Below are 24,897 nucleotides of genomic sequence, written 5' to 3'. Positions count from 1 at the left end.
CAGCCCGGAACAAGACAGCTCGGGCTCGATCGGTGACCCCCGCCGCTGCGGCAGGTGGTCACCGATCGAGCCCGAGGCCCGGATCGCCGTTCAGCCGGTGGTCACCGGCGCCAGCGCCTTGGTCTCCTCGTCGGTGAACAGCCGGGAGCGGATGATGAACCGCTGACCGGTCGGACCCTCGATGCTGAAACCGGCTCCGCGGCCCGGCGCCACATCAATGGTGATGTGAGTATGGGACCAGTACTGGAACTGCGCCTGCGAGATCCAGACCGGCACCGGCTCCGGTGTCCCGGGCTCCAGCCGACCCAGCAGCACGTCGGACGGCCCGGTGATGAAGGTCCCCTGCGTGAAGCACATCGGCGCCGATCCGTCGCAGCAGCCTCCCGACTGGTGAAACATCAGCGGCTGCCCATGACTCTCTCGCAGCTGGACCAGAAGCGCTGCGGCCGCATCGGAGACCGCGATCCGTGAGATGCTCATACCTTGATCATGCTCCTCTCCGCCCGAGGCATCCAGCCTAGAAGAACCCGAGCTTGTCCTCGCTGTAGCTGACCAGCATGTTCTTGGTCTGCTGGTAGTGCGAGAGCATCATCAGGTGGTTCTCCCGGCCGATCCCGGAGTTCTTGTAGCCGCCGAACGCGGCGTGTGCCGGGTACTGGTGGTAACAGTTGGTCCAGACCCGTCCGGCTTGGATGTCCCGACCGGCGCGATAGGCGATGTTCGCCTCGCGGGACCAGACTCCGGCGCCCAGACCGTAGAGCGTGTCGTTGGCGATCGCGATGCCCTCGGCGTAGTCCTTGAACTCGGTGACCGAGACGACCGGACCGAAGATCTCCTCCTGGAAGATCCGCATCGAGTTCTGACCCTTGAAGATGGTCGGCTCCACGTAGTAGCCCTCCGCGAGATCTCCACCGAGGTCCACCCGGTTTCCACCGGTGAGCACCTCAGCGCCCTCCTGCTTGCCGATGTCGATGTAGCTCAGGATCTTCTCCAGCTGATCATTGCTGGCCTGGGCCCCGACCTGAGTATCGGTGTCCAGGGGGTTGCCCTGCTTGACCAGCTTGGTCCGAGCCACGGCCTTCTCGAGGAACTCGTCGTAGATGCTGGACTGGATCAGAGCACGTGAGGGACAGGTGCAGACCTCGCCCTGATTCAGCGCGAACATCGTGAAGCCCTCGAGGGCCTTGTCATAGAAGGCGTCGTCCTCCCGGGCGACATCTTCGAAGAAGAGGTTCGGGCTCTTTCCGCCGAGCTCCAGAGTCATCGGAATGAGGTTCTGCGAGGCGTACTGCATGATCAGCCGCCCGGTGGTGGTCTCCCCGGTGAAGGCGATCTTGCGGATCCGCGGACTGGAGGCCAGCGGGGCGCCGGCCTCAGCACCGAAGCCGTTGACCACGTTGAGCACCCCGGCCGGCAGCAGGTCTCCGATGACCTCCATCAGCACCAGGATCGAGGCAGGGGTCTGTTCAGCGGGCTTGAGCACCACGGCGTTGCCTGCCGAGATCGCCGGCGCGAGCTTCCACACCGCCATCAGGATCGGGAAGTTCCACGGGATGATCTGTCCCACCACGCCGAGCGGCTCGTTGAAGTGGTAGGCCACCGTGTCGCCGTCGATCTCGCTGATCCCGCCCTCCTGGGCCCGGATCGCTCCGGCGAAGTAGCGGAAATGATCCACCGCCAGGGGCAGGTCCGCGGCGAGGGTCTCCCGGACGGGCTTGCCGTTCTCCCAGGTCTCGGCCACGGCCAGCATCTCGAGGTTCTCCTCGATCCGGTCCGCGATCTTGTTCAGCACCACGGCGCGCTCGGCCACCGAGGTCTTGCCCCAGGCTGGCGCGGCGCGGTGGGCGGCGTCGAGTGCCAGTTCGATGTCAGCGGCCTTGGAACGGGGAATCTCGGTGAAGCTCTTACCGGTGACCGGCGAGGGATTCTCGAAGTACTCGCCGTCTACCGGCGCGACCCACTCCCCGCCGATGTAGTTCTCGTAGCGGGACTTGTAGCTCACCAGTGCGCCGTCGGTTCCCGGCTGGGCATAGATGGTCATATTGGGCTCCTTCTCTTGGCCTTGCGCCGGAGGATCCTCCCGGATTGCGAGAGTCCACGCCCGGCGCTGTGATCTGCCTCACATGCAACAAGCTTAGATCTCTTCAGGTTGCAGCACCGTTGCATGGTTAGACTGTGAGCAAGCACACACGCAGTTGTGGTGCGCTGCAGTCTTACGCAGCTCCCGGGCACCGCAAAGCGTCGAAGGAGTGTCATGGAGGCGTTCTCCACCGAGCCGAAGACCTGGGCCGCGCTGCCCCACGCGCTGCGCGAGTCCTGGCTGCGTTCCGCCGGGGGCGTGCGAGACCCGATCAGCGCGCTGCCGCCCATCGAGCTCGACGAGCTCCAGCTGCGGGAGTACCGGAGGAACCACCCGCTGCGGCTGGTGCTGCCCGTGCTGCAGCGCCTGCTGATCGAGCCGGCCGCCGAGGCTGGACTCATCGTGGCTATCGGTGATGCGGCGGGGCGGCTCCTCTGGGTGGAGGGCGCGCGCGAGACGCTGCGCCAGGCGGAGCGCTCGGCCTTCCAGCCGGGGGCGAACTGGTCTGAGCGGGCCATCGGCACCTCGGCCCCGGGCCTCGCCCTGGCCACAGGACGCGGCGCACAGGTGCACCGAGAGCAGCATTTCTCCTACACCGCACACCGCTTCTCCTGTTCGGCGGTGCCGGTGCGCGACCCTTCCACCGGAGCGCTGCTGGGCGTGGTGGATCTGACCGGAGATGCCCAGGCCGTGGCAGTCCATTCGCTGCCGCTGCTGCTCGCCGCGGTATCCGCGGCGGAGGCGGAGCTCAGGCTGCACCCTGCCGTTCCGGCGCAGGCCACACTGACCACACTCGGGGCCGGGCCGGCCGTGCTGGGCACCTTCGATGCGCATCAGCCGCTCGGTCTGCGGCACGCGGAGATCCTGTTCCTGCTGGGGTGGCACTCGGAGCCCGGATCGGAGCGAGGGCTCACCGCGGAGGAACTGGCCGTGCTGCTCTATGGCGAGGCCGACCATGAGGTGACGGTCCGCGCCGAGCTGGTCCGGCTGCGCCGCCTGCTGGCAGAGCACCACTCCCCCAGCATCGACCTGCTCTCGCGCCCCTACCGGCTCAGCGCCCCGTTGCGGGTGGACGCCCGAGACGCCCATACTGCTCTCACCGCGGGTGACCGGCAGGGTGCCCTGGACCTCTATCGCGGTCAGCTGCTGCCGGGCAGCGAGGCTCCGGGAGTCTTGAGGGTGCGCCGGGAACTCTCGGCGCTGCTGCGTGAGGCGGTCCTCTCAGACGGCTCCGCCGAGGATCTGTGGCGTTATCTGCAGCTCACCGAGGCCGCCGAAGACCAGGACGCCGTGCGCACCGCGCTGCGCGTGATGCCGGCATACTCGCCGCGCCGGGCGGTCCTGGTGGCACGCAGCACGCCGTAGGCTCCAGCCCACTCCGCGCCACCCCTGCCCCTGCCGGTGAGCCGGCGACTCGGCGAGCGGCATCGTAGACTGCTCAGTCATGTCCGCATTCTCTGCCGGTCCCACCGGGACAGATCTCCCGCAGCTCGCCCGGCCCTATACCGTCTTGAGCTCCGGCGCGGAGATCACCCATGAGATCGAGCGTCGACGCTCACGGTTCCGCACCCTCCTGCGCCGCGTCGAGCACGAAGCCGAGGCGCAGTCCTGGGTCGAGAAGCTGCGCCGGGCCCACCCCGACGCGCGGCACCACTGCAGCGCCTGGGTCATCGGGCCGGAGCGGCAGCTCCAGCGGTCCCACGACGACGGCGAGCCATCCGGCACCGCGGGAGCCCCGATCTTGGCGGCGCTGCAGAAGACCGAGATGCCCGGCGGAGCAGCCGACCTCAGTGATGTCGTGGCCGTGGTGCTGCGCTGGTTCGGTGGGACGCTGCTCGGTCCAGGTGGATTGGTGAGCGCCTACTCAGATTCGGTGACCGGCGCGCTGCACCGCGCCCGGGAACAGGGTCAGCTCCGGAGCCGGACCTCCATGCGGGTCTTCGACGTTGAGGCACCCATCGTTGAGGCAGGCCGCTGGGAGAATGAGCTCCGCGCCACCGGGGTGGAGGTGACCGCGACCGAGTACAGCAGCGACGGTGCGCAGGCCCAGATCCGACTCTCGGTGCCAGACACCGAGGTGCAGACCCAGGAGCTGCATCGCAGGATCGCCGCGCTCAGTGCCGGAACGGTGATTCCGACGCCAGCGGGTCAGCGCTGGGTGGACCGGTGACTCAGGTGTCGAAGACCGTCGAGGCGGACTGGCGTCCCACCTTGGCCACCAGCTCTTCGGCGAGCGTGCGCAGCTTGACGTTGCGGTGGCTCGAGGCCTTGCGCAGGATCGCGAAGGCCTCCTCCTGAGTACAGCGGTTCTGCGCCATGACCACGCCGATGGCGATGTCGATCGCGGTGCGTGACTCCATGGCGGCGCGAAGGTGCTCGACGTTCTCGGAGTAGGCCGCCAGTCGCAGTGCGATCACGCCGACCTTGGAGGCGAGCTCCGCGTAGCGGCGGGCCGCCTCGATCTCGGCCGGGCCGAAGGCCTCCGGCGTGCTGGTGTAGAGGTTCATCGCGGCGGCGGACTCGGACTGCAGGGTCAGCGGCAGCGCAAGCACGCTGCGCATGCCGAACTCCCGCACCGCGGCCATATACCCGGGCCAGCGTCGCTCAGAGCGCACATCGGACACGCTGATCACGGTGTTGGTGCGCTGGGCCTCCAGGCAGGGTCCCTCATCGAAGCCTGCCTGGACCTCATCCAGCCGTGCCGCCTCCGGACTGCTGGCGGCGACCACGACGTTGCGCTTGGATCGGTCGAGGATGATGCTGCACAGCACCGGCTGGGTTCCGCTGAACCGCTCGGCTGAGACCTGGGCCAGACCCTGCAGGAAGCTGGAGATGTCGGTGTCCTGTTCGAGCAGAACCTGCAGGTCCGCGGAGGCGTCGAGACCCGCGGCATCGGTGTCGATGGCATCCAGGACGGCGTCATCCACAGTCTGGGTGTCGGTCTCCAGGATGTGATCGCTCAGCTTTGACTCTGTGCTCATAGTTATCTCCGCTCGGAACGTATGCGCCGCCCTCAGCGACGCCACAAGTTTACTTGAATCCTTCAGCGTCGTCCGCTCTGTCCAGAGCTCTTTCTCCACGGGTTCCCGGCGGGGAGGTCAGTGGTTAGACTGGGAAACGAGTTCAGCAGTGGGCTCAGCTCATCACTCATAGGAGCAGATATGATCCGCCCACTGCTAGGCGCGCCGCAAGACTTCGCGGCTTCCGCATCGAACGCTCTCCACACGCCGGTCGCGTCGGGGTCAGACAGGGCACGCCACAACCCCGAGAGGACTGTGGGCATGACCGCCATCGAAGACATCATGGCACCCCTGGGTGCCACCATTCTCGGCACAAGGTCTCTGGCCGATGCGGCGCAGGTTCTCGAAGAGTCCGACCCGGTGGTGGTGTTGAACCTTTCGTACCGAGCCATCGGGCTCATCACCCGCGCGGACATCGAGTCCTTGCGGCAGCGGCAGCCAAAGGGCTGGTCCAAGCGCCGCTGCGCAGCTCTGGTCCGGACGAGCGATCAGGCACTGCAGCGCAGCACCCCGATCCGTGAGCTGCTGGTCAGCCCGGTATTGGACACCACCCGACCGTTGCTGGTCCTGGATCAGGACCAAGCCGCAGGCATCCTGCTGCCCGGGAGCATCAGCGCCTGGCGTCGGGACCAGGAGTCCTCCGGAGCTGCGAGCATCAGCCCATCAGGGGAGTCCCGATGAACGGATCGATCCAGAGCCCGATGAACAGCAGGGTGAGGTAGAGGATCGAGAGATGGAAGACCTTCATGGCCTTCTTGTCCGTGAGGGTGCCGTCCTCCGCCTGCCGGTGCAGCGCATGGGCCTCGTAGATGAACCATGCGCCCGAGGCCAGGGCGAACGCCGTGTAGGTGATGCCGGCCCATCCCATGGGGATCAACAGCAACGAGCACATCACGGTGGCCCAGGCGTAGAGCACCACCTGGACTGACACGGTGCGCGCCGTGGCGACGGCGCCGAGCATCGGCACGTGCGCCGTCTGGTAGTCGGTCCGGTACTTCATCGACAACGGCCAGTAGTGCGGCGGGGTCCATAGGAAGATGATCACGAACAGCACCACCGCGGGCCATTCCAGCGTCTCGCGCACCGCGGCCCAGGCGATCACCACCGGGAAGCACCCCGCGATGCCGCCCCAGATGATGTTCTGCTCGGTGCGGCGTTTGAGGATGATCGTGTAGACCACAACGTAGAAGAAGATGGCGGCCGCGCCGAGACCTGCGGCCAGCGGGTTGGTTCCGAACCAGAGGACCGCGATGGCGGCGGCACCCAGCACCGAGGCGAAGATCAGCGCCTCACGGGGACTGAGCTCCCCAGTGACCAGCGGACGCTTCTTGGTCCGGTTCATCAGCTTGTCCATATCGCGATCGATATAGCAGTTGAAGGCCCCCGCGGAACCAGCGGCCATGGCCCCACCGACCAGCGTGGCCAGTGCCAGCCAGAAGTCGGGCACACCCCGCTGCGCGAAGAACATGGTGGGCAACGTGGTGACCAGGAGCAGCTCGATGACGCGCGGCTTGGTCAGAGACCAGTATGCGGCCATCTTGCGTCGCCATCGAGGCGTCGCGGCCTCCACACCGGGGGCAGCGGAAGCTGCTCGGGATGCGGAATCGCCGGTCGGGGCGACAGAAGTCTGTTGGGTCACGTCTCAGCTCACAGGGGGTCGAGGTGCACTCGTCGTCGTCGTTCAGTGTACCGGTCGCGCATGGCCTCGGCAGAGCCGACCGGCCTGTGCGCCGAATTGTTTCTACAGCTCGTAGAAATGGCGCGGTGTCGATCGGCGCGCGCCTGGGTCGGCCGGTCTTGGTAGTCCCGCGTCGGCTCAGGCGTCGATCCGGTCGCGGTCCAGCGCCTGGGATCCCTCGATGATGAACTCCTTGCGGGGCGCGACCACCGAACCCATGAGGAGGTCGAAGACCCGTTCGGCGGCTTCGGCGTCCTGCACCCTGATCCGGCGCAGCGCCCGGTGCTGCGGGTCCATGGTCGTCTCGGAGAGCTGATCGGCATCCATCTCGCCCAGACCCTTGTATCGCTGTATCGGCTCCTTATAGTTCAACCCGTCCTGCTCCAGCTGGGCCAGGAGCTGATTCAGCTCCCCCTCGGAGTAGGTGTACTTGACCTCGTTCGCCCTGCGGCCCAGGTGGATGATCTCCACCCGGTGCAGCGGAGGCACGGCGGCGAAGACGCGGCCAGCCTCGATCAGTGGGCGCATGTAGCGGAAGAACAGGGTCAGCAGCAGGGTGCGGATGTGGGCGCCGTCGACGTCGGCATCGGTCATCAGCACCACCTTGCCGTAGCGGGCGGCGTCGAGGTCGAAGGATCGACCGGAGCCGGCACCGATGACCTGCAGCAGAGCGGCACACTCGGTGTTGGAGAGCATGTCCGCAACCGAGGCCTTCTGGACGTTGAGGATCTTTCCGCGGATCGGCAGCAGCGCCTGGAAGTCCGAAGAGCGGGCGAGCTTCGCGGTGCCCAGCGCGGAGTCGCCCTCGACGATGAACAACTCGGTCTCGGCCACGCCCTTCGAGCGGCACTCCACCAGCTTGGCCGGCATGGAGGAGGTCTCCAGCGCGTTCTTGCGCCGCTGGGTCTCCTTGTGCATCCGGGCGGAGATGCGTGACTTCATTTCTGCGACGACCTTCTCCAGCACCGCGGTCGCTTGCTGCTTGTCCCCCCGCTTGGTGGAGCTCAGCCGGGTCTCGAGCTCCTTGCTGACCACTTTGGAGACGATCTGGCGGGCCGCGGGTGTGCCCAGGATCTCCTTGGTCTGCCCCTCGAACTGGGGCTCGGCGATGCGCACGGTGACCACTGCGGTGAGTCCGGCCAGCACGTCATCCTTTTCAAGCTTGTCGCTTCCCGCCTTGAGCTTGCGCGCGTTGGACTCCACAGTCTTGCGCAGGGACTTCAGCAGGGCCTGTTCGAAGCCGGTCAGGTGGGTGCCGCCCTTGGGCGTGGCGATGATGTTCACGAAGCTGCGCACGGTGGTCTCGTAGCCGATCCCCCAGCGCAGCGCGATGTCCACCTCGCAGTCGCGCTCCACGTCCTCCATGTGGCTGCGTCCGTCTGCCGCGAGCACCGGGATGCGTTCGGTGAACTTCCCGTGGCCCTGGATGCGCCAGATATCGGTGACCGAGGTGTCCGCAGAAAGGTGCTCGGCGAACTCGCTGATGCCGCCGTCGTACTGGAAGACCTCCTCCAGGGGCTCCGGGCCGCGCTCGTCGCGCACGGTGATGCGCAGCCCCGGGACCAGGAACGCGGTCTGTCGGGCACGGTTGGCGATCTCGATGTCGTTGAAACCGGCGTCGGAGGTGAAGATCTGTCGATCAGACCAGTAGCGGATCGTCGTTCCGGTGACCCCCCGCTTCGCCTTGCCGATGATGTCGAGCGGCGAGCCGTCCAGGGCCGGAGTGAACGTCGCATCGGGGTCGGGCCGGGAGCCGGAGAAGACGCCGGGTTCGCCGCGGCGGAAGGAGAGCTGATGGACCTTCCCGCCCCGGGTGACCTGGGCGTCGAGTCGGGCCGAGAGCGCGTTGACCACTGAGGCGCCCACGCCGTGGAGCCCTCCCACGGCGTTATAGGAGCCGCCGCCGAACTTCCCGCCGGCGTGAAGCTTGGTGAAGACCACTTCCAGGCCGGAGAGTCCGGTGCGGGGCTCGATGTCCACCGGGATCCCGCGTCCGTCGTCGCTGACCTCTACGGAATCATCCCGGTGCAGGGTGATGGTGATGGTGGAGGCGTGGCCGGCCAGTGCCTCGTCCACGGAGTTGTCGATGATCTCCCAGAGGCAGTGCATGAGCCCGCGAGAGTCCGTGGAACCGATGTACATTCCGGGACGCTTGCGAACAGCTTCGAGACCTTCGAGCACCGACAGATGCCGGGCGTCATACTCCGAGCGCTTGGCCACGCAGTGTCCTCCTGTGGTGGTGGGGAATCATTGCCATCGTAGTGCGAGGCGGACCGTGGGCTCCGCAGAAGCGCCGCAGTCGGTACGCGCACAGCGAAAGCACGGCGGTTTATGGCTGCCGCTGCGAATGAAACGGCCGAGTCCGTGGTTCTATGGAACACCAAGAGATCCTGAGTCAGGCCTTCCCGGCTGCAGGACCTCTGGAGCATTGACCTGAGGAGGCGAAGAGCATGACCGGCACAACTGGCACCGTGGAAAACCAGCCCACTACCTTGACTGCCCTTGACCGTTGCGACCGCTGTGGAGCGCAGGCGTATGTGCGAGCAGCGCTCACATCCGGTGTTCTGCTCTTCTGCAATCACCACGGCCGGCAGGTCGAGAACTCGCTGCGCCCCAAGACCGTCGAGTGGATCGACGAGTCGGATCGCCTCGCGACCGCGAAGTAGCGCAGCACCAGACGAAGAAGGGTGCGGACCGGAGAAATCCGGTCCGCACCCTTCTTCTGTCTCCGCTGAGGTTCCGCGGGAACTCGCCGGGCTCAGCTCCAGTGGAGCTGAGCGCCAGCGGAGCTGATACTCAGTCGAGGTAGTCGCGCAGGACCTGCGAGCGGCTCGGGTGGCGCAGCTTTGACATGGTCTTGGACTCTATCTGCCGGATCCGCTCGCGCGTGACGCCGTAGACCTTGCCGATCTCATCGAGGGTCTTCGGCTGCCCGTCGGTGAGGCCGAAGCGCATCGCGACCACGCCGGCTTCGCGCTCGGCGAGCGTGTCCAGGACCGAGTGGAGCTGTTCCTGGAGCAGGGTGAAGCTCACTGCGTCGGAGGGCACCACGGCTTCGGAGTCTTCGATGAGGTCGCCGAACTCGGAGTCACCGTCCTCACCCAGCGGGGTATGCAGCGAGATCGGCTCGCGGCCGTACTTCTGGACTTCGACGACCTTCTCCGGGGTCATGTCGAGTTCCTGTGCCAGCTCCTCCGGAGTGGGCTCGCGGCCCAGATCCTGGAGCATCTGCCGCTGGACCCGGGCAAGCTTGTTGATGACCTCCACCATGTGCACCGGGATGCGGATGGTGCGTGCCTGGTCCGCCATGGCGCGGGTGATCGCCTGGCGGATCCACCAGGTGGCGTAGGTCGAGAACTTGAAGCCCTTGGTGTAGTCGAACTTCTCGACCGCGCGGATCAGTCCGAGGTTGCCTTCCTGGATCAGGTCCAGGAAGAGCATGCCGCGGCCGGTGTACCGCTTGGCCAACGAGACCACCAGACGGAGGTTCGCTTCCAGCAGGTGGTTCTTGGCGCGCTTGCCATCGGCGACCACGAGTTCGAGATCGCGCCGGAGCCGACGGTCGGTGATCTTCTGCTTGTTCAGCTTGTGCTCGGCGAAGAGTCCGGCCTCGATGCGCAGCGCGAGGTCCACCTCCTGCTCGGCGTTCAGGAGGGCGACCTTGCCGATCTGCTTGAGGTAGTCCTTGACCGGGTCTGCGGTGGCACCGGCGGAGACCACCTGAATCGCGGGGGCGTCGTCCTCATCGGCGTTGGAAATGACGAAGCCGCGACCCTTGGATTCCTCCTCCTCACCCTCCTTGGCCTTGACCGAGGCCTCGGTGATGGCTTCCGGGTCTTCCCCGTCGGCCACGGCCTTCGCGACGGCCTTCTCCAGGGCGGCGGTGGGCGCTGCCTTCTCTTCGGCGTCCGCCTCGGCCAGGACCTCGTCCACCGGATCTGCGGCACGCTTGCGGCCCCCGGTCTTCTTGGCGGGAGCCTTGGCCGGGGACGCGGCGGCGCTCTTCGTCTCCGCAGCGGACTTCGCGGCGCTGGTCTTGGCCGCGGTGGACTTCGCGGTGGTGGACTTGGCGGCGCTCGACTTCGCGGCCGGCGCCTTGGCGCTCGACTTCGCGGCTGAGGAGGCAGGGCTCTTTTTCGCCGCAGTGGACTTGGCGGCGGTGCTGCGAGCTGCAGTGCTCTTCTTGGCGGGCGTCTTCTTCTCAGCCTCTGCAGCGGCCGCGTTCTCTTCGGTGGACTTGGACGCAGTAGTGGGCACGGTGACCTTCCGACTTAGACATATGGTGCAGATGCGATGAACTTGTCGGTCAACACACCTATGACCCTGTCAAGGCCATAATAGGAACCGCACTCCTCTGAGGAGCTGTCAACAGCCCCTCGGGTGGGTGGGATCCTACGATGGTTGCAGGGTCTCAATGGTTGACAACATAGCGTGTTCCGCCCGCATTCCCAATCTGAGAGATTTTCCGGGCTAGTCGGGGCTCGGCCCGGTGGTCCTGCCGGTGGTCCTGGTCCAGGACCAGCTGTGCTGCTTGGTCCGGGCCCAGAGGCACACGCCTTTGAGCTGCATCAGCCGCTCGATGATCCGGCTGAGCTCGTTGTCCGGGAACTCGCTCAAGCAGCGGTCGATGAAGGATCCGGCGGCGGTGCCTCGGCCTCTGGCCCATTCGATCCACGCCATGAGGCAGAGAAGGTGCTCGCGTTCGACGCCTCGGGCGTAGGGCACCAGAGCGTTGAGCACGGCTTCAAGCCCGTCGACTCGTTGCCAGTCGGGCCGTGACCGGGTCTCGCCGAGGAACGACGCCGCATAGCGCTGCAGCATCGCCGCCTCCGCCCGTTCAGGTGGGGACACCAGGTGGCCCTCCCGGTGGCGCAGCCCGGCCATGGCGTGATCAAGCCCCAAGGTGGCCAGAGGAATCAGCAGATCCCGCTCGAACCCGGTGTGGAGCTGCTCCAGGAGCTTGATGAGGTTCTGAGCCTGAGCGAGGGGCTCCTCGGGAGTGGCTGTCTGATCCTCGCTGCGCGGGGCCTCGGCATCGATGCAGCGCCCCTGCTGCGGTGCGGCGGCAGCCCGAGCCAGCGCGAGGTCCCAGGCTTGGAGCCGATGTCGCAGCTGCCGCGGCTCGGGCAGCGGATGTGCGGCGTTGCCCGTGCGCAGGTCGGCGAGGAGCGCCTCGACCCTCGTGTCCGCGACCGGGGCTCGCTGAAGAAATGTGGCGGCTGCCTTCTCCAGCGGCGCAGGCTCGCGGCCGGGGAGCCCGTTCGGGAGGCCTCCCAGGGTGGGGATCCGGAGCTCGCCGATGCCACGGCCCGGCAGCCCGCAGCAGGCTGGGTCGGCGCAGAGCGGGTCGCGGACGTGGTCGGCGGCGAGGAACCAGGTCTGGACGATTCGCACGCAGTACTCGGCCTCGAGCACGATCCGCAGCGCCTCCAGGCAGCATCGCCAGGCCTCGTCCTGGGTCTGCGAAGGAGCCTCGTCACCGATCAGCATCAACATGGCCGCCTCGGGTGCCGGGGAGGACCCCTCCCCGGCCAGGCAGTCCGCGATCAGCCGGGCGCAGGTGAACGGCTCCTGCAGCGCCGGCTGCAGGTCGATCCGCATGTGACCGCCGGTGCAGCCGTCGAGCAGCCCTATGACGATGAGTGATTCCTGCGGCAGCCCCCCGAAGGTGTGCCGCACCAGGGCGAGGCAGTCTGCAGGGTTCGCGATGTCGAGCGGTCCTGGAGGAGGGTCCGAGGCATAGGTGCTCTGGGCTGGGCCGGGAAGCGGATGCCGTGCGTGCGGGTGTGCGTCCATGGAGCCAGCGTGCTTGAAGTCCCGGGTGCCCGGGCGCTGCCGGGGTTGACTGTGGACATCTCCGCGGGCGGGCTCCACAGCGGCGGTGCTGTGGAGAACCCCCGGCCCTGAGCAGCGCCGTGGGAGGGCTCCGGTGCGGCGCGGCGGCTACTGGGGGCGGTCGTGATTCTCCGGATCGACCGCGGGGCCCTGTGGGTCTTCCCGCGAAGCTGAGCCGGGATTCTCCGGTGCCACATGGTCGCCCTCCGGGCCGGGATCCACCGGGCCGGCACCTCCGGGGGATGGCGCCCCGAGCTCCGTGGACGCGTCGTCGAGCAGGCCCTCGATCGAGGCGGCACGGGCTGCTTCGGCGTCGGCGGCTGGATCGTGGTGGCGCAGATAGGCCTCCACCGCCGCGCCCAGCTCCTCGGCGTCGGGCACGGCGTCGTCGTCCTTGACCAGCAGCGACCGCTGCTGCGGGGTGGCGTACTCGTCGAAGTTGCGCTCGAGTCGGTCCACCATGCCCTGGATCTCGGTGTTCTGCGCCACCTGCCGGGAGATGTCCTGCTCCACCATCCGCGAGGACTCGCGCAGCTCATCGGTGGGCAGCATCAGCTCAAGCGCCGCACCGGCGTATTCCAGGGCGGACACCGCCACGTGCGGGAAGCGCCCACCTGCGAGGTAGTGCGGGACATGCAGCGTGTAGCCCACTACGTCCCGGTCCGCCTCGGCGACCCGCAGCTCCAGGAACTGACTCAGTCCGGCCTCGATCTGCGCGCTGGGCCCCCAGGTGGAGATGCCGTCGATGAGATCGGGACGGTTGCCGTGGGCCGTCACCCCGATCGGGCGGGTGTGCGGGGTCGGCAGACCCAGCGCGTCCACCAGCACGACGAGCTTCACATCGAGCCGCTCCACCAGCGCAAGCACGGCCTGGGACACTCGGTCCCACTGATAGTCGGGCTCGTCGCCGGTCAGGAAGAGGAAGGGCCGACCGAGGGCGTCGCGCACCTCGTAGAGCTCCAGCGAGGGCGCCTCGAAGTTGCTGAACCGGTTGCCGGTGAAGGTGATCTGTGGTCGCCGTGACCGGTAGTCGAAGAGTTCATCCACCTCGAAGCTGGCGAGCCGCCGGTGGGGCAGCGCGCCGAGCAGGGATTCCGAGAGCTGCTCGCTCAGGCTCCCGGCGTCGGTGTGGCCGGACCAGGAGACCAGCAGGCTCAGTCGATCGGCGGGCGGCGCAGCCTCGCGCAGCACCAGAGCACCGCCCTCGGCGCTCACGCTGGACTCATGCCCGTCCTGGGCGCCGAGGTTGATGGAGGAGTCCGACTCCTCTTCTCCATCGGCTGCGGGATGGACATGCAGCAGATCCAGGGGGTCCTTCACCTGAGGGGTCCTCTTTCCGGTATGGGGTTCGAGCGGGGCCCGGCCTATGAAACGCCGCCGGTCCGACTCCTAGGGTCGTCAGTACAACAGGATGCCAGCTGCGGGCATTCCCGCCTGGAAGTTGGTTAGGATCGAACACAGGAAGAACCACGACGACATAACCGATTCCAACACCCCAGGAATCAGACAGGACCACAGTGATCCACGATTTTCAGCCCAGCCTTTCCGCCGTCTCCACCTCCGTTGAGAAGACCGACACCGATGCTCTGGTGCTCGGCGTCGCCAAGGGGCCGCAGGGTCCGATCCTGCTCCCCAACCCGCTGGCCGACGACGCCGCCAAGGGCGTCGCAGACTCGCTGAAGGCCCTTGGTGCCACCGGAGCAGCGGATCAGCTGCTGCGTCTGCCCGGGATGGACGGCTTCGCCTCCGAGACGTTGGTGCTCATCGGTGTGGGACCGCTGACGGGTGAGGTCACCGGCGGAATCAGCCTGGAGGCGCTACGTCGTGCCGCCGGCTCCGCGGTGCGTCAGCTCGGCAGCATCGGGTCCGTGGCGCTGGCGCTGCCTGCGGCCTCGGTGGAACAGGTCGGAGCCATCGCAGAGGGGGCCGCGATCGGCGCCTACTCCTTCAACCACTTCCGCAGCTCCGAGGAGGCCCGCACCTCCAGCCCGGTCAGCAACATCCAGGTGCTGACCGCGCTCAAGGAGAAGCAGACCCGACCGGCGATCGACCGGGCTGCCGTCGTCGGATCCGCGGTGCGCGCCACCCGTGACCTGGTGAACACTCCCCCGAGCCACCTCTACCCCGAGAGCTTCGCCGAGGTGGTCTCCACGCTCGGTGAGCGCACCAAGGCGCCGGCCCAGCAGGGCGGCACCGCGCGGGCGGCCAAGCTCAAGATCAAGGTCTGGGGCGAGAAGGAACTGGCCCGCGACGGCTTCGGCGGCATCCTCGGCGTCGGTGCCGGATCCTCCCGCAAGCCCCGGCTGGTCCGCATGGAGCACTCCCCCGCCAAGCCGGTGGCGCACATCGCGCTGGTCGGCAAGGGCATCACGTTCGACTCCGGCGGGCTCTCGCTGAAGCCTGCCGCCGCGATGACCACTATGAAGCTGGACATGGGCGGCGCCGCTACGGTGGCCGCCGTCGTCCGGGCGGTTGCGGACCTCAACCTGCCGGTCAAGGTCACCGGCTGGCTGTGCCTGGCCGAGAACATGCCCTCCGACACCGCGCAGCGTCCCGAGGACGTCATCACCATCCACGGCGGCAAGACCGTGGAGGTGCTCAACACCGACGCCGAGGGTCGACTGGTCCTGGCCGACGGTCTCGTCGCGGCCTCCGCCGAGCAGCCCGACGCGATCATCGACGTGGCCACGCTCACCGGGGCGCAGATGATCGCCCTGGGTACGCGCACCTCCGGCGTGATGGGCAATGAGGAGCTGCGTGAAGCCCTGGTGATGGCCTCGAAGGCGGCTGGCGAGAGCCTCTGGCCGATGCCGATCCTCGAGGAGGGTCGCTCCGGGTTCGACTCGGAGGTCGCCGATCTCACGAACCTCGGCGACCGCTTCGGCGGCATGATGAACGCCGCGGCCTTCCTGCGCGAGTTCGTCGGAGACCGCACCGGCGCCGCGGCTGACCCGCTGGACCCCGAGACCTCCCGCATCCCGTGGGCGCACCTGGACATCGCCGGTCCGGCGTTCAACGAGAAGGGCGCCTACGGATACACCCCGAAATCGGGCACCGGCGTGATGGTCCGCACCTTGATCAGCTACCTCGAGGGCCTGAGCCGCTGATCCAGTGGCTGATGCCTGCGCACAAGCGATAGGCTGACCGCAGGAAACACCCTGGGAACGGCTCCCCGACGCGCCCCACGGCCCGCCGGGGAGCCGACTCAGACCGAATCATGATCTTCACGTCTCACCCAATGCAAGGGAGCAACGACCGTGGCCGACCAGCCTCAGGAATTCGACGTACTCGTCCTTGGAGGGGGCAGCGCCGGCTATGCCGCAGCGCTTCGCTCAGTCCAGCACGGACTCACCGTGGGCCTCATCGAGAAGGACAAGCTGGGCGGGACCTGCCTGCACTGGGGCTGCATCCCGACCAAGGCGTACCTGCACTCCGCCGAGCTCGCCGATGAGGCGCGGACGTCTGAGAAGTACGGCGTGAAGATGAACTTCGAAGGCGTGGACATGGCCAAGGTCCGCGAGTACAAGGACGGCATCGTCGCCGGCAAGTACAAGGGTCTGACCGGTCTGCTGAAGATGCGCAAGGTCACCGTGATCTCCGGCGAGGGCAAGCTGGTCTCGGAGAACGAGATCGAGGTCGACGGCACCCGCTACACCGGCAAGAACATCGTGCTGGCCACCGGCTCGACCTCGAAGACCTTCGGGCTGCCGCTGAGCAAGAAGATCATCACCTCCACCGAAGCCCTCGAGCTGGACTACACCCCGAAGTCGGCCATCGTGCTCGGCGGCGGCGTGATCGGCTGCGAGTTCGCTTCGGCATGGACCTCCTTCGGCACCGAGGTCAGCATCATCGAGGGTCTTCCCTCGCTGGTGCCCAACGAGGATCCTGCGATCATCAAGCAGCTTGAGCGCACCTTCAAGAAGCGCGGGATCACCTTCAACACCGGCACCTTCTTCAACGAGGTCAAGGAGACCGAAGACGGCGTCAAGGTCACCCTCGAAGACGGCAAGACCTTCGAGGCCGAGATCTGCCTGGTCGCCGTGGGCCGCGGACCCGTCACAGAAGGCTTCGGCTTCGAAGACGCCGGGATCACCCTGGACCGCGGCTTCGTGATCACCGACGAGCGGCTGCACACCGGAGTCGGCAACATCTTCGCGATCGGCGACATCGTCCCAGGTCTGCAGCTGGCCCACCGCGGCTACCAGCAGGGAATCTTCGTCGCCGAGGAGATCGCGGGCAACAATCCGGTCGTCGTCGAGGACATCAACATTCCCAAGGTCACCTACTGCGAGCCAGAGATCATGTCCGTGGGCTACACCCAGCCCGCCGCCGAGGAGAAGTACGGCAAGGACCAGATCGAGATCACCGAGTACAACCTCGCGGGCAACGGCAAGTCCTCCATCCTGGGCACCGGCGGCCTGATCAAGATGGTCGGCGTCAAGGGCGGCCCGATCGTCGGAGTCCACGGCATCGGCACCCGCATCGGCGAGCAGGTGGGCGAGGCCCAGCTGATCGTGAACTGGGAGGCCTACCCCGAGGACGTCGCGACCCTGCTCCACGCGCACCCCACGCAGAACGAAGCCATGGGCGAGGCCGCGATGGCGCTCTTCGGCCACCCGCTGCACGGCTGACCCGCATATCCCGGATTCCCGGGGCCACTTTCCAGAACCGCCCGTTGAGATAAATGTTCCAGCCGTGAGGCTGCGTCGAACTTTGAGAGTAGGAGTCGGACACCATGTCTGAAACCGTGAACCTTCCAGCCCTAGGTGAGTCAGTCACCGAAGGCACCGTGACCCGCTGGCTCGTCGAGGTCGGTGACACCGTCGAGGTCGACCAGCCGCTGCTGGAGGTCTCCACCGACAAGGTCGACACCGAGGTTCCCTCCCCGGCCGCCGGCACCATCGAGGAGCTCCTGGTCGCCGAGGACGAGACCATTGAAGTAGGGGCCCCGCTGGTGCGGATCGGCGACGGCTCCGGGGACTCCGACTCCTCGGGCGACTCCGGTGAGTCTGCCCCGGCCGAGCCGGAGGAGTCCAGCGACGAGGCCGAAGAGGTCGAGGATGCTGCCACCGAGGCTGCGCAGCCCGAGGCCACCGAGCAGGCTGCCGAGGAGAACACCTCCGAGGAGTCCGCTCCCGAGTCCTCCGACGAGTCCACCGACGCACCCTCCGAGGGCGGCGGCGAGACCCAGGAGGTCACCCTCCCGGCGCTGGGCGAATCCGTCACCGAGGGCACCGTGACCCGGTGGCTCGTCGAGGTCGGCGACACCGTCGAGGTCGACCAGCCGCTGCTGGAGGTCTCCACCGACAAGGTCGACACCGAGGTCCCCTCCCCCGTGGCCGGCACCATCCAGGAGATCAAGGTCTCCGAGGACGAGACCATCGAGGTCGGCGCGGTCCTGGCCCTCGTGGGATCCGGGTCCGGCGCAGCTTCAGGTTCGGGTGGGTCCTCCGACTCCGCCGACGCCGAGCAGGAGCAGGACGCCGAAGCCGAGGAGCAGGCGACCGAGCCGGCCACCGAGGAGTCCACACCGAAGCAGTCCGAGCCAGAACAGTCGGAGCCGGAGCAGGAGCCCGCCCCCCAGGAGCGGACCAAACAGGAGGCCCCGGCTCAGAGCGAACAGAAGTCCGAGTCCAAGGCCGAGCCCAAGAGCGAGTCCTCGGACTCCTCCGCCGAGGGTTACGTGACTCCGCTGGTGCGCCGTCTGGCCAAGAACGAGGGCGTGGACCTGGCCGAGGTCAAGGGCACCGGGGTCGGTGGACGCATCCGCAAGCAGGACGTGGTCGACGCCGCTGAGGCGAGCAAGTCCCAGGCCCAGCCCGAGGCCCCCGCCGAGGCTCCCGCAGCCGCGAAGTCCGCACCAAAGGTCGAGGTGGACAAGACCAAGCGCGGCTCCACCGAGAAGGCTCCACGGATCCGCCAGGTGATCGCCCAGCGGATGAACGAGTCGCTGGACATCTCCGCGCAGCTGACCCAGGTCCACGAGATCGACATGACCCGGATCGTGAACCTGCGCGCGAAGGCCAAGGCCTCCTTCAAGGAGCAGAACGGGGTGAACCTCACCTACCTGCCCTTCATCGGCACCGCCGTCACCGAGGCGCTGAAGCAGCACCCCAAGCTCAACGCCGAATACGACGAGGCCAACCAGCAGATCACCTACCATGACAGCGAGCACCTCGCGCTGGCCGTGGACACCGAAAAGGGCCTGCTGGTGCCGGTGATCAATGACGCCGGAGATCTCAGCATCGCCGGGCTCTCGAAGAAGATCGCCGATGTGGCCGAGCGGACCCGCCAGTCCAAGATCGGTCCGGGAGAGCTCTCCGGAGGCACCTTCACGATCACGAACTTCGGCTCGGTCGGGGCCCTGTTCGACACTCCGATCATCAACCAGCCGCAGGTCGCGATCCTGGGCACCGGAACCATCGTCAAGCGCCCGATGGTGGTGACCGACGGTGACGGCAACGACTCCATCGGCATCCGGCACATGATGTACCTCTCGCTGACCTACGATCACCGACTGGTCGACGGCGCCGACGCCGGTCGTTTCATGCAGACGCTGAAGGCTCGTCTGGAAGAGGGCAACTTCGAGGCGCAGCTGGGCCTCTAGACCCGGCAGGGCAGCCGGCGCGACTCACAGGCCTCAGCGGCATTCCAGCCGAGAGGCAGCGCTGGCCCGGCCCGATCGTCTCCAGCCTCGTCACGCAGAGCAGGGCTCGTCCGTTCATTCGGACGGGCCCTGCTCTGCGTCTGAGTCCGGCTCTGCGTCTGAGTCCGGCTCGACGGCGCCAGGCTCCCGCACGCTGTACAGCAGCCACTCCCCCTCGCGACGGTGCATCACCAGCACCACGTCCTGGGATTCAGCCGCTCCAGCGGCCAGCCCGCCGGCGATCACCGAGGCGCGCAGCTCAGCAATCGTGGGCGACCCGGCCCCGGGCTCCGCGGACTCTGTCCTCGCAGGGTCTGGCTCCCTGGCCGAGGGCACGTCCTGGGCCGGATCGGTGACTCGGATCCTGAGAGTCTCACCCTGGTAGCTCGTGCCACCATCGATGAGTCGCTGGATGAGCGCGGCATCTGCCACCCGGGCCGGGCTCTCGGGCACCGTATAGCGCCGGACCGTCTCCTGGGAGGCCTCGCGCAGCGCCTGCGTCCGCAGCTCTGCGAGCCCCTGCACCGCTCGCACCCGATCCCGATCTCGCAGCTGTTCCCCGGGGCTGGGTGTACTAGAACTGGGCACTCCGGGGCTGGGTGCCCCGGGGCTGGGCGCACTGGACGGGTCGGCGCCGGATCCGGTCGGCACCCCGCTGGGCTGCGCACCTCTGGGGTCCCGGCCCTGCTTCACCTCCGTCTGCTCCACCTCCGTCTGCTCCACCTCCGTCTGCTGCGCGACCGACCAAAGCGGCGTGGTCGGGCCGGGGGTCAGGATCTCGGAGGAGAACCAGAGCCCTGCGAGCACCACGGCAGCCAGGGCAGCGACGGCGAACGCCCCGAGGCGAGGGACCCAGCGTCGGGCACCCGTGCCGGGTCCGGTCAGGGCCGGCAGTTCCGGCACCACCTCCTCGTGGACATGAGGGGTCAGATCCAACGCCCTGGGAGCGGCGCAGCGAAAGAGCTCCACGGCGAAGTCCTGAGCGTCGGGCCGCAGTGTGGGATCGCTCTGCAGCGCCGATTCCAGCAGCCGTGTGATGGAGACCGGCAGCTCCGGGCGCAGACTCTGCAGCGGTGCCCGGTGGCGCTCCCGGGCTGGCATCGACCCGGTCAGTGCGAACCAGGCGACTGCCGCCAGGGAATAGACGTCAGCCTCCGGGGCCAGTCCCGCGCGGGCGGCTCTTCGGGTGGCCGAATCCGCACCGAAAGGAAGTCGCCCCTCCAACTCCCGTTCCGGGGCAGCGAACCCAGGGGTGCCGGTGTCTGAGCGCGGGGTCCCGAGGATCGGAGCGTCCGCGAGGTCTCCCAGGGCAGGTTTTCCGTCGGCGGCCAGCAAGATGTTGCCGGGCGAGACGTCCCCGTGGGCGACCCCGCCCTGATGCAGGGCTCCCAGCGCGGTGGCGATGGGAGTCAGCACGGTGACCACCTCACCCAGCTCGAGCCGGCCCACGCCGCGCAGCAGCTGGGCCAGAGATCCGGCGCTGTAGGGCTCCAGCATCAGCCCGATGCCCTGTGAGGTCTCCAGCGCCCCGTAGGCCCGGACCAGGTGCTCATGACGCAGCATGTCCAGCGCCTGAAGCTCCGCGATGACGTGCTGCAGCGGTGGGCGGCCCGCGGGGTGGGCGCGAGGAACCTTCAGCGCGAACGCCGCGGGCGGGCAGCCGTCGACGAGGTGCCAGTCCGGTTCCGCGGGGGAATCCCACCACACCAGCCAGACCAGTGCGCTGCTGCCACCGCCCAGCAGCCGCTCCACCGTGATGCCGGACGCCGCCGGGGGCTCGCAGCCCTGGTGACCCGCAGCGTCGAAGCTCCGCACGACCCGCTCCAGCGGCCTCGCCCGGTCCGTGCTGTCCACAGTCAGATCCCCCCGGATGGGTGCTGCCTGGCCTCCGGTGGCCCCTGCGGTGATGTCACCGTCCATGACCTCCATTCTGGTCGCTCGATGCCCGATCCAGGGGTTATCCACAGGTCATCATCTGGCCGCAGTTCTCTGCGCAGGACCAACTCGGTCTAGGCTGGTGTCATGGAGCTCACCTTCACGAAGCTGGGATTCGATCCGCAGCTTCTCGACTACTCCGAGACGCTCGAGGTCCAGCGCCGGCTGCACGCTGCGGTGCAGCAGGGTTCGGCGCCCTCCACCGTCCTGCTGCTCGAACATGCCGACGTCTATACCGCCGGGCGCCGGACCGAGCCCGCTGATCTCCCCCAGGACGGCACCCCCGTGGTGGAGGTGGATCGCGGCGGAAAGCTCACCTGGCACGGACGCGGTCAACTCGTGGGCTACCCGATCCTGCACCTGCGCGACCGGTCCCTGGTCAAGGACTACGTCTGCGTGCTGGAAAAGACCCTGATCCGGATCCTCGCCTCCGACTTCGGCATCACCGGCACCCAGGTGCCGGGGCGCTCCGGGGTCTGGATCACCGGGAACGGCCCCGACCGCAAGATCGCCGCCATCGGGCTGCGCGTGCACCGCTCGGTCACCATGCACGGGTTCGCCCTGAACTGCTCCAACGACCTCACACCCTTCGAGAACATCATCGCCTGCGGGATCACCGACGCGAAGACCACCAGCATCAGCGCCGAACTGGGCCGTGAAGTCACCCCCGAGCAGGTGGCCGACCGGGTCACCGAGGAGCTGCGCCAGGCACTGCCGCCGCTGCTGCACGACGACGACGCGCCCGTCCTGACCGGATCCCCCGGCCTCGGCGCAGACCAGGACACCTGTGTGATGTCCCGAACTACAGAAGGAGCACCACAGTGAATGTGGCACCTGAAGGCCGACGCATGCTGCGCGTCGAAGCACGCAACGCCTCGATCCCCGTGGAGCGCAAGCCCGAGTGGATGCGCACCAAGGTCAAGATCGGCACCGAGTTCACCGAGATGAAGAAGCGGGTCGGCGAGAAGGGCCTGCACACCGTCTGCGAAGAGGCAGGATGCCCGAACATCTTCGAATGCTGGGAGGACCGCGAGGCCACCTTCCTCATCGGCGGCTCCGCCTGCACCCGACGGTGTGACTTCTGCGAGATCGACACCGGCCGCCCCGGCGCGGTAGACGAGTCCGAGCCGCTGCAGGTCGCCCAGTCGGTCCAAGAGATGCAGCTGCGCTACGCGACCGTGACCGGTGTGGCCCGCGATGACCTCCCCGATGAGGGCGTGTGGCTCTACGCCGAGACCATCCGCAAGATCCATGAGCTCAACCCCGGCACCGGGGTCGAGATCCTGATCCCGGACTTCTCCGGGCGCGAGGAGAACATCGCCGGAATCTGCGAGGCCGCACCCGAGGTGTTCGCGCACAACGTCGAGACGGTCCCGCGGATCTTCCGCCGGATCCGCCCGGCGTTCCGCTACGAACGCTCCCTCGACGTGCTGACCCAGGGACGCAGCCACGGCATGATCACCAAGTCCAACCTGATCCTCGGGATGGGCGAGACCCGCGAGGAGGTCTCCGAGGCGCTGCGCGATCTCCACGACGCCGGCTGTGACCTGCTCACGATCACCCAGTACCTGCGGCCCACCCCGCGCCACCTTCCGGTGGACCGCTGGGTCAAGCCCCAGGAGTTCCTGGACATCTCCCAGGAGGCCGAGGAGATCGGATTCCTGGGCGTCATGTCCGGGCCCCTGGTCCGCTCCTCCTACCGGGCCGGGTCCCTGTGGGCCAAAGCGATGCAGAAGAAGGGCTGGGAGATCCCTGCCGCACTCGCACACATCGAACCCTCCGGCGCGACCAAGCAGGAGGCCTCCACGCTGGTCGCCGCGGGTTACTGAGCCTGCGGTAGACTGAGGTCACTATGGCACCAGCAGACTCCACTCCTCCCAAGGCTTCCTCCAAGGCAGAGGCAAAGGCCGCGCTCAAGAACCTCAAGGCCGAGCAGAAGGCCGAACAGCGGGACCGAAAGGCCCGCAAGAAGGCCAATAAGCAGGAAGGCTTCTTCTCGCGGATCAAGCAGGTCTTCACGATGACCCGCTCCTATGATCCCAACATCGGGTGGTGGATGGCGCTGGCCTTCTTCGCCACCCTCGGCGTGTTCTTCCTGCTCTTCACCCTGCTGATGAACTGGGTCACCGGCCTGCTGATCGGTCTGCCCTTCGGCCTGCTGGCCGCGATGATCGTGATGAACCGGCGGGCTGAGAAGGCCGCGTTCTCCAGGATCGAAGGACGCCCGGGGGCCGCCGCCGCGGCGTTGAGCACGCTCAAGCGCGGCTGGATCGTCACCGAGGAGCCGGTGGCCATGGACCCGAAGACCCAGGACGCGATCTTCCGGGTGCTCGGCAAGCCGGGCCTGGTGCTGGTCACCGAGGGACCCGCCGGCCGGGTGAACAAGCTGGTGGAGAAGACCCGCAAGCGGTTCAGTCCGATCCTGCGCGACACCGGAGTGCCGATCCACGTGATCCAGTCCGGCCGCGGGGATCAGCAGGTCCCGCTGCAGAAGCTGGCCAAGACCATCAAGAAGCTCGACAAGAAGCTCACCAAGCACGAGGTCAACGCGGTGGACCGCAGGCTCACGGCGCTGCCGATCTCCCGGCCGCCGATCCCCAAGGGCGTGGATCCCTATCGCACCCGCCCCGACCGCAAGGCGCTGCGCGGCTGATCCTGACACGCGGCCGAACCACCTGCCTGACAGAACCCCGATCATCCACGCGATGATTGGGGTTCTGTCATCCCCGGTGCTAGGCTGTTGTGCTGTCTGGCAGGCTTCGCATCTCTACCGAAGATCCCCTGCACCCAGGCGCCCCCCGGTCAACTCTGGTGGTGCGCCCGTGTGCCGGTGCGAAGTCGCAGTGCCGTGAGCCTTCGGCGGCTCACACTCTCCGAACCACGGATCTCGGAGGCCAGGTACCTGAACGTTTGTCGCGGTCAGGAATAAACATCATTCGCCGACAAGACAGGAAGGCATTCAATGCCCACATCACCATTGCGCAGTCGTCGTACTGTGAAGGCATCGCGAGCCCTCGGCATCGCGCTGACCCCCAAGGCCCAGAAGTACCTGGATCGCCGCCCCTACGGCCCCGGCCAGCACGGCCGGACCCGTCGTCGCACCGACTCGGACTACGCGGTGCGTCTGAAGGAGAAGCAGCGTCTCCGCGCCCAGTACGGCATCCGCGAAGCGCAGATGCTGCGCTACTACGAAGAGGCCAAGCGCATGCACGAGGGCCTGACCGGTGAGAACCTGGTCGAGCTGCTCGAGTCTCGGCTTGACGCCCTGGTTCTGCGTTCGGGCTTCGCCCGCACCATCGCCCAGGCCCGCCAGTTCGTGGTCCACCGCCACATCATGGTCAACGGCAAGCGCGTGGACCGCCCGTCCTTTCGCGTGAAGCCCGGTCAGATGATCCACGTGCACGAGCGCTCCGAGGTCTTCGAGCCCTTCCAGGTGGCCGCCGCAGGCACCCACCAGGATGCGCTTCCCACGGTCCCCGGCTACCTCACCGTCGAGATCGAGAAGCTTCAGGCGACTCTGTCCCGCAAGCCCAAGCGCGAAGAGGTCCCGGTCACCTGCGAAGAGCAGCTCGTGGTCGAGTTCTACGCACGCTGATCCCCAGAGGATCTCTCAGAACTTCGTTCTGAAACCCACAGAGCCCGCTGCCCTCCCCACCGGAGGCCGCAGCGGGCTCTGTGTTTCCACTAAGCTGGTCCCGGCGCA

20 protein-coding genes are annotated in these 24,897 nt (G+C 67.4%); 11 read left to right on the top strand and 9 right to left on the bottom strand.

What is annotated here, in order from left to right; translation table 11 throughout:
• Nucleotides 1-90 precede the first annotated feature (90 nt).
• Together EV640_RS09705 and adh are read right to left on the bottom strand one after the other, a co-directional pair.
• The gene (locus tag EV640_RS09705) at nucleotides 91-480 is read right to left on the bottom strand and encodes a DUF779 domain-containing protein (RefSeq protein WP_036475272.1); all 390 of its coding nucleotides are present in this window, start codon (nucleotides 478-480) and stop codon (nucleotides 91-93) included.
• Nucleotides 481-517: 37 nt separating this feature from the next.
• Nucleotides 518-2,041 (bottom strand): aldehyde dehydrogenase, encoded by a 1,524-nt coding sequence (gene adh, locus EV640_RS09700; protein WP_036475274.1) that lies wholly within the window; start codon nucleotides 2,039-2,041, stop codon nucleotides 518-520.
• Between the two features lie 213 nt (nucleotides 2,042-2,254).
• Between adh and EV640_RS09695 the strand changes: the two genes are divergently transcribed.
• Both EV640_RS09695 and EV640_RS09690 read left to right on the top strand, forming a co-directional pair.
• Nucleotides 2,255-3,445 (top strand): sigma-54-dependent transcriptional regulator family protein, encoded by a 1,191-nt coding sequence (locus EV640_RS09695; RefSeq protein ID WP_133726355.1) that lies wholly within the window; start codon nucleotides 2,255-2,257, stop codon nucleotides 3,443-3,445.
• A gap of 79 nt (nucleotides 3,446-3,524) precedes the next feature.
• Complete coding sequence (locus tag EV640_RS09690; RefSeq protein WP_036475276.1) at nucleotides 3,525-4,250, top strand: IMPACT family protein; 726 nt, start codon at nucleotides 3,525-3,527, stop codon at nucleotides 4,248-4,250.
• Between the two features lies 1 nt (nucleotide 4,251).
• On the opposite strand, the gene EV640_RS09685 is transcribed toward EV640_RS09690, so the two are convergent.
• A complete protein-coding gene (locus EV640_RS09685; RefSeq protein ID WP_133726354.1) occupies nucleotides 4,252-5,061 on the bottom strand; it encodes a GAF and ANTAR domain-containing protein in 810 nt (269 codons plus the stop codon).
• A 300-nt stretch (nucleotides 5,062-5,361) separates the two neighbouring features.
• On the opposite strand from EV640_RS09685, the gene EV640_RS09680 reads away from it, so the two are divergent.
• Nucleotides 5,362-5,781: a CBS domain-containing protein gene (locus tag EV640_RS09680; RefSeq protein WP_036475277.1), complete on the top strand. Its 420-nt coding sequence runs from the start codon at nucleotides 5,362-5,364 to the stop codon at nucleotides 5,779-5,781.
• On the opposite strand, the gene EV640_RS09675 is transcribed toward EV640_RS09680, so the two are convergent.
• Nucleotides 5,756-6,670: a heme o synthase gene (locus tag EV640_RS09675; RefSeq protein ID WP_036475280.1), complete on the bottom strand. Its 915-nt coding sequence runs from the start codon at nucleotides 6,668-6,670 to the stop codon at nucleotides 5,756-5,758. The genes EV640_RS09680 and EV640_RS09675 overlap by 26 nt on opposite strands.
• A gap of 246 nt (nucleotides 6,671-6,916) precedes the next feature.
• Nucleotides 6,917-8,998, bottom strand: a complete 2,082-nt coding sequence (locus tag EV640_RS09670; RefSeq protein ID WP_036475282.1) for a DNA gyrase/topoisomerase IV subunit B — start codon at nucleotides 8,996-8,998, stop codon at nucleotides 6,917-6,919.
• Between the two features lie 230 nt (nucleotides 8,999-9,228).
• Between EV640_RS09670 and EV640_RS09665 the strand changes: the two genes are divergently transcribed.
• A complete protein-coding gene (locus EV640_RS09665; protein WP_036475283.1) occupies nucleotides 9,229-9,444 on the top strand; it encodes a DUF7455 domain-containing protein in 216 nt (71 codons plus the stop codon).
• A gap of 130 nt (nucleotides 9,445-9,574) precedes the next feature.
• On the opposite strand, the gene EV640_RS09660 is transcribed toward EV640_RS09665, so the two are convergent.
• From EV640_RS09660 to EV640_RS09650, 3 genes are all read right to left on the bottom strand, one after another.
• On the bottom strand, nucleotides 9,575-11,068 hold the full coding sequence (locus tag EV640_RS09660) for an RNA polymerase sigma factor (RefSeq protein ID WP_369797206.1): 1,494 nt from the start codon (nucleotides 11,066-11,068) through the stop codon (nucleotides 9,575-9,577).
• 180 nt (nucleotides 11,069-11,248) lie between these two features.
• Complete coding sequence (locus EV640_RS09655) at nucleotides 11,249-12,574, bottom strand: DUF4192 family protein (protein WP_036475288.1); 1,326 nt, start codon at nucleotides 12,572-12,574, stop codon at nucleotides 11,249-11,251.
• A 147-nt stretch (nucleotides 12,575-12,721) separates the two neighbouring features.
• Nucleotides 12,722-13,933, bottom strand: a complete 1,212-nt coding sequence (locus tag EV640_RS09650) for a PAC2 family protein (protein WP_235181016.1) — start codon at nucleotides 13,931-13,933, stop codon at nucleotides 12,722-12,724.
• Nucleotides 13,934-14,130: 197 nt separating this feature from the next.
• On the opposite strand from EV640_RS09650, the gene EV640_RS09645 reads away from it, so the two are divergent.
• The 3 genes from EV640_RS09645 (at nucleotide 14,131) to sucB (ending at nucleotide 19,220) form a co-directional block, all read left to right on the top strand.
• Entirely contained in the window at nucleotides 14,131-15,720 is a 1,590-nt protein-coding gene (locus EV640_RS09645; protein WP_036475290.1) for a leucyl aminopeptidase, read from the top strand.
• A gap of 150 nt (nucleotides 15,721-15,870) precedes the next feature.
• Nucleotides 15,871-17,244, top strand: a complete 1,374-nt coding sequence (lpdA, locus tag EV640_RS09640; RefSeq protein ID WP_036475292.1) for a dihydrolipoyl dehydrogenase — start codon at nucleotides 15,871-15,873, stop codon at nucleotides 17,242-17,244.
• A 104-nt stretch (nucleotides 17,245-17,348) separates the two neighbouring features.
• Complete coding sequence (gene sucB, locus EV640_RS09635; RefSeq protein WP_133726353.1) at nucleotides 17,349-19,220, top strand: 2-oxoglutarate dehydrogenase, E2 component, dihydrolipoamide succinyltransferase; 1,872 nt, start codon at nucleotides 17,349-17,351, stop codon at nucleotides 19,218-19,220.
• A 114-nt stretch (nucleotides 19,221-19,334) separates the two neighbouring features.
• Here the strand turns inward: sucB and EV640_RS09630 are convergent, their stop codons facing one another.
• A complete protein-coding gene (locus EV640_RS09630; RefSeq protein ID WP_166645906.1) occupies nucleotides 19,335-21,179 on the bottom strand; it encodes a serine/threonine-protein kinase in 1,845 nt (614 codons plus the stop codon).
• A gap of 102 nt (nucleotides 21,180-21,281) precedes the next feature.
• On the opposite strand from EV640_RS09630, the gene lipB reads away from it, so the two are divergent.
• The 4 genes from lipB (at nucleotide 21,282) to rpsD (ending at nucleotide 24,789) form a co-directional block, all read left to right on the top strand.
• Entirely contained in the window at nucleotides 21,282-22,019 is a 738-nt protein-coding gene (gene lipB, locus EV640_RS09625; RefSeq protein WP_084479539.1) for a lipoyl(octanoyl) transferase LipB, read from the top strand.
• Nucleotides 22,016-23,023, top strand: coding sequence for a lipoyl synthase (gene lipA / locus EV640_RS09620; RefSeq protein WP_036475297.1), 1,008 nt, complete (start codon nucleotides 22,016-22,018; stop codon nucleotides 23,021-23,023). The genes lipB and lipA overlap by 4 nt, the downstream gene beginning before the upstream one ends.
• 23 nt (nucleotides 23,024-23,046) lie before the next feature.
• Nucleotides 23,047-23,847, top strand: coding sequence for a DUF4191 domain-containing protein (locus EV640_RS09615; RefSeq protein ID WP_036475300.1), 801 nt, complete (start codon nucleotides 23,047-23,049; stop codon nucleotides 23,845-23,847).
• Between the two features lie 309 nt (nucleotides 23,848-24,156).
• On the top strand, nucleotides 24,157-24,789 hold the full coding sequence (gene rpsD / locus EV640_RS09610) for a 30S ribosomal protein S4 (protein ID WP_133726351.1): 633 nt from the start codon (nucleotides 24,157-24,159) through the stop codon (nucleotides 24,787-24,789).
• Nucleotides 24,790-24,897: the final 108 nt, after the last annotated feature.

The sequence above is a fragment of the Nesterenkonia aurantiaca genome (assembly GCF_004364585.1).
GTDB lineage: Bacteria > Actinomycetota > Actinomycetes > Actinomycetales > Micrococcaceae > Nesterenkonia > Nesterenkonia aurantiaca.
Note: the sequence above shows the minus strand (reverse complement) of the source record. Positions and strands in the feature narration are given on the sequence as shown.

Excerpts from the sequence above, each read along its gene's own strand:
- EV640_RS09705 (WP_036475272.1), bottom strand. The coding sequence starts at position 480 with ATGAGCATCTCACGGATCGCGGTCTCCGATGCGGCCGCAGCGCTTCTG.
- adh (WP_036475274.1), bottom strand. The coding sequence starts at position 2,041 with ATGACCATCTATGCCCAGCCGGGAACCGACGGCGCACTGGTGAGCTAC.
- EV640_RS09695 (WP_133726355.1), top strand. The coding sequence starts at position 2,255 with ATGGAGGCGTTCTCCACCGAGCCGAAGACCTGGGCCGCGCTGCCCCAC.
- EV640_RS09690 (WP_036475276.1), top strand. The coding sequence starts at position 3,525 with ATGTCCGCATTCTCTGCCGGTCCCACCGGGACAGATCTCCCGCAGCTC.
- EV640_RS09685 (WP_133726354.1), bottom strand. The coding sequence starts at position 5,061 with ATGAGCACAGAGTCAAAGCTGAGCGATCACATCCTGGAGACCGACACC.
- EV640_RS09680 (WP_036475277.1), top strand. The coding sequence starts at position 5,362 with ATGACCGCCATCGAAGACATCATGGCACCCCTGGGTGCCACCATTCTC.
- EV640_RS09665 (WP_036475283.1), top strand. The coding sequence starts at position 9,229 with ATGACCGGCACAACTGGCACCGTGGAAAACCAGCCCACTACCTTGACT.
- EV640_RS09655 (WP_036475288.1), bottom strand. The coding sequence starts at position 12,574 with ATGGACGCACACCCGCACGCACGGCATCCGCTTCCCGGCCCAGCCCAG.
- sucB (WP_133726353.1), top strand. The coding sequence starts at position 17,349 with ATGTCTGAAACCGTGAACCTTCCAGCCCTAGGTGAGTCAGTCACCGAA.
- EV640_RS09630 (WP_166645906.1), bottom strand. The coding sequence starts at position 21,179 with ATGGACGGTGACATCACCGCAGGGGCCACCGGAGGCCAGGCAGCACCC.
- lipB (WP_084479539.1), top strand. The coding sequence starts at position 21,282 with ATGGAGCTCACCTTCACGAAGCTGGGATTCGATCCGCAGCTTCTCGAC.
- EV640_RS09615 (WP_036475300.1), top strand. The coding sequence starts at position 23,047 with ATGGCACCAGCAGACTCCACTCCTCCCAAGGCTTCCTCCAAGGCAGAG.
- rpsD (WP_133726351.1), top strand. The coding sequence starts at position 24,157 with ATGCCCACATCACCATTGCGCAGTCGTCGTACTGTGAAGGCATCGCGA.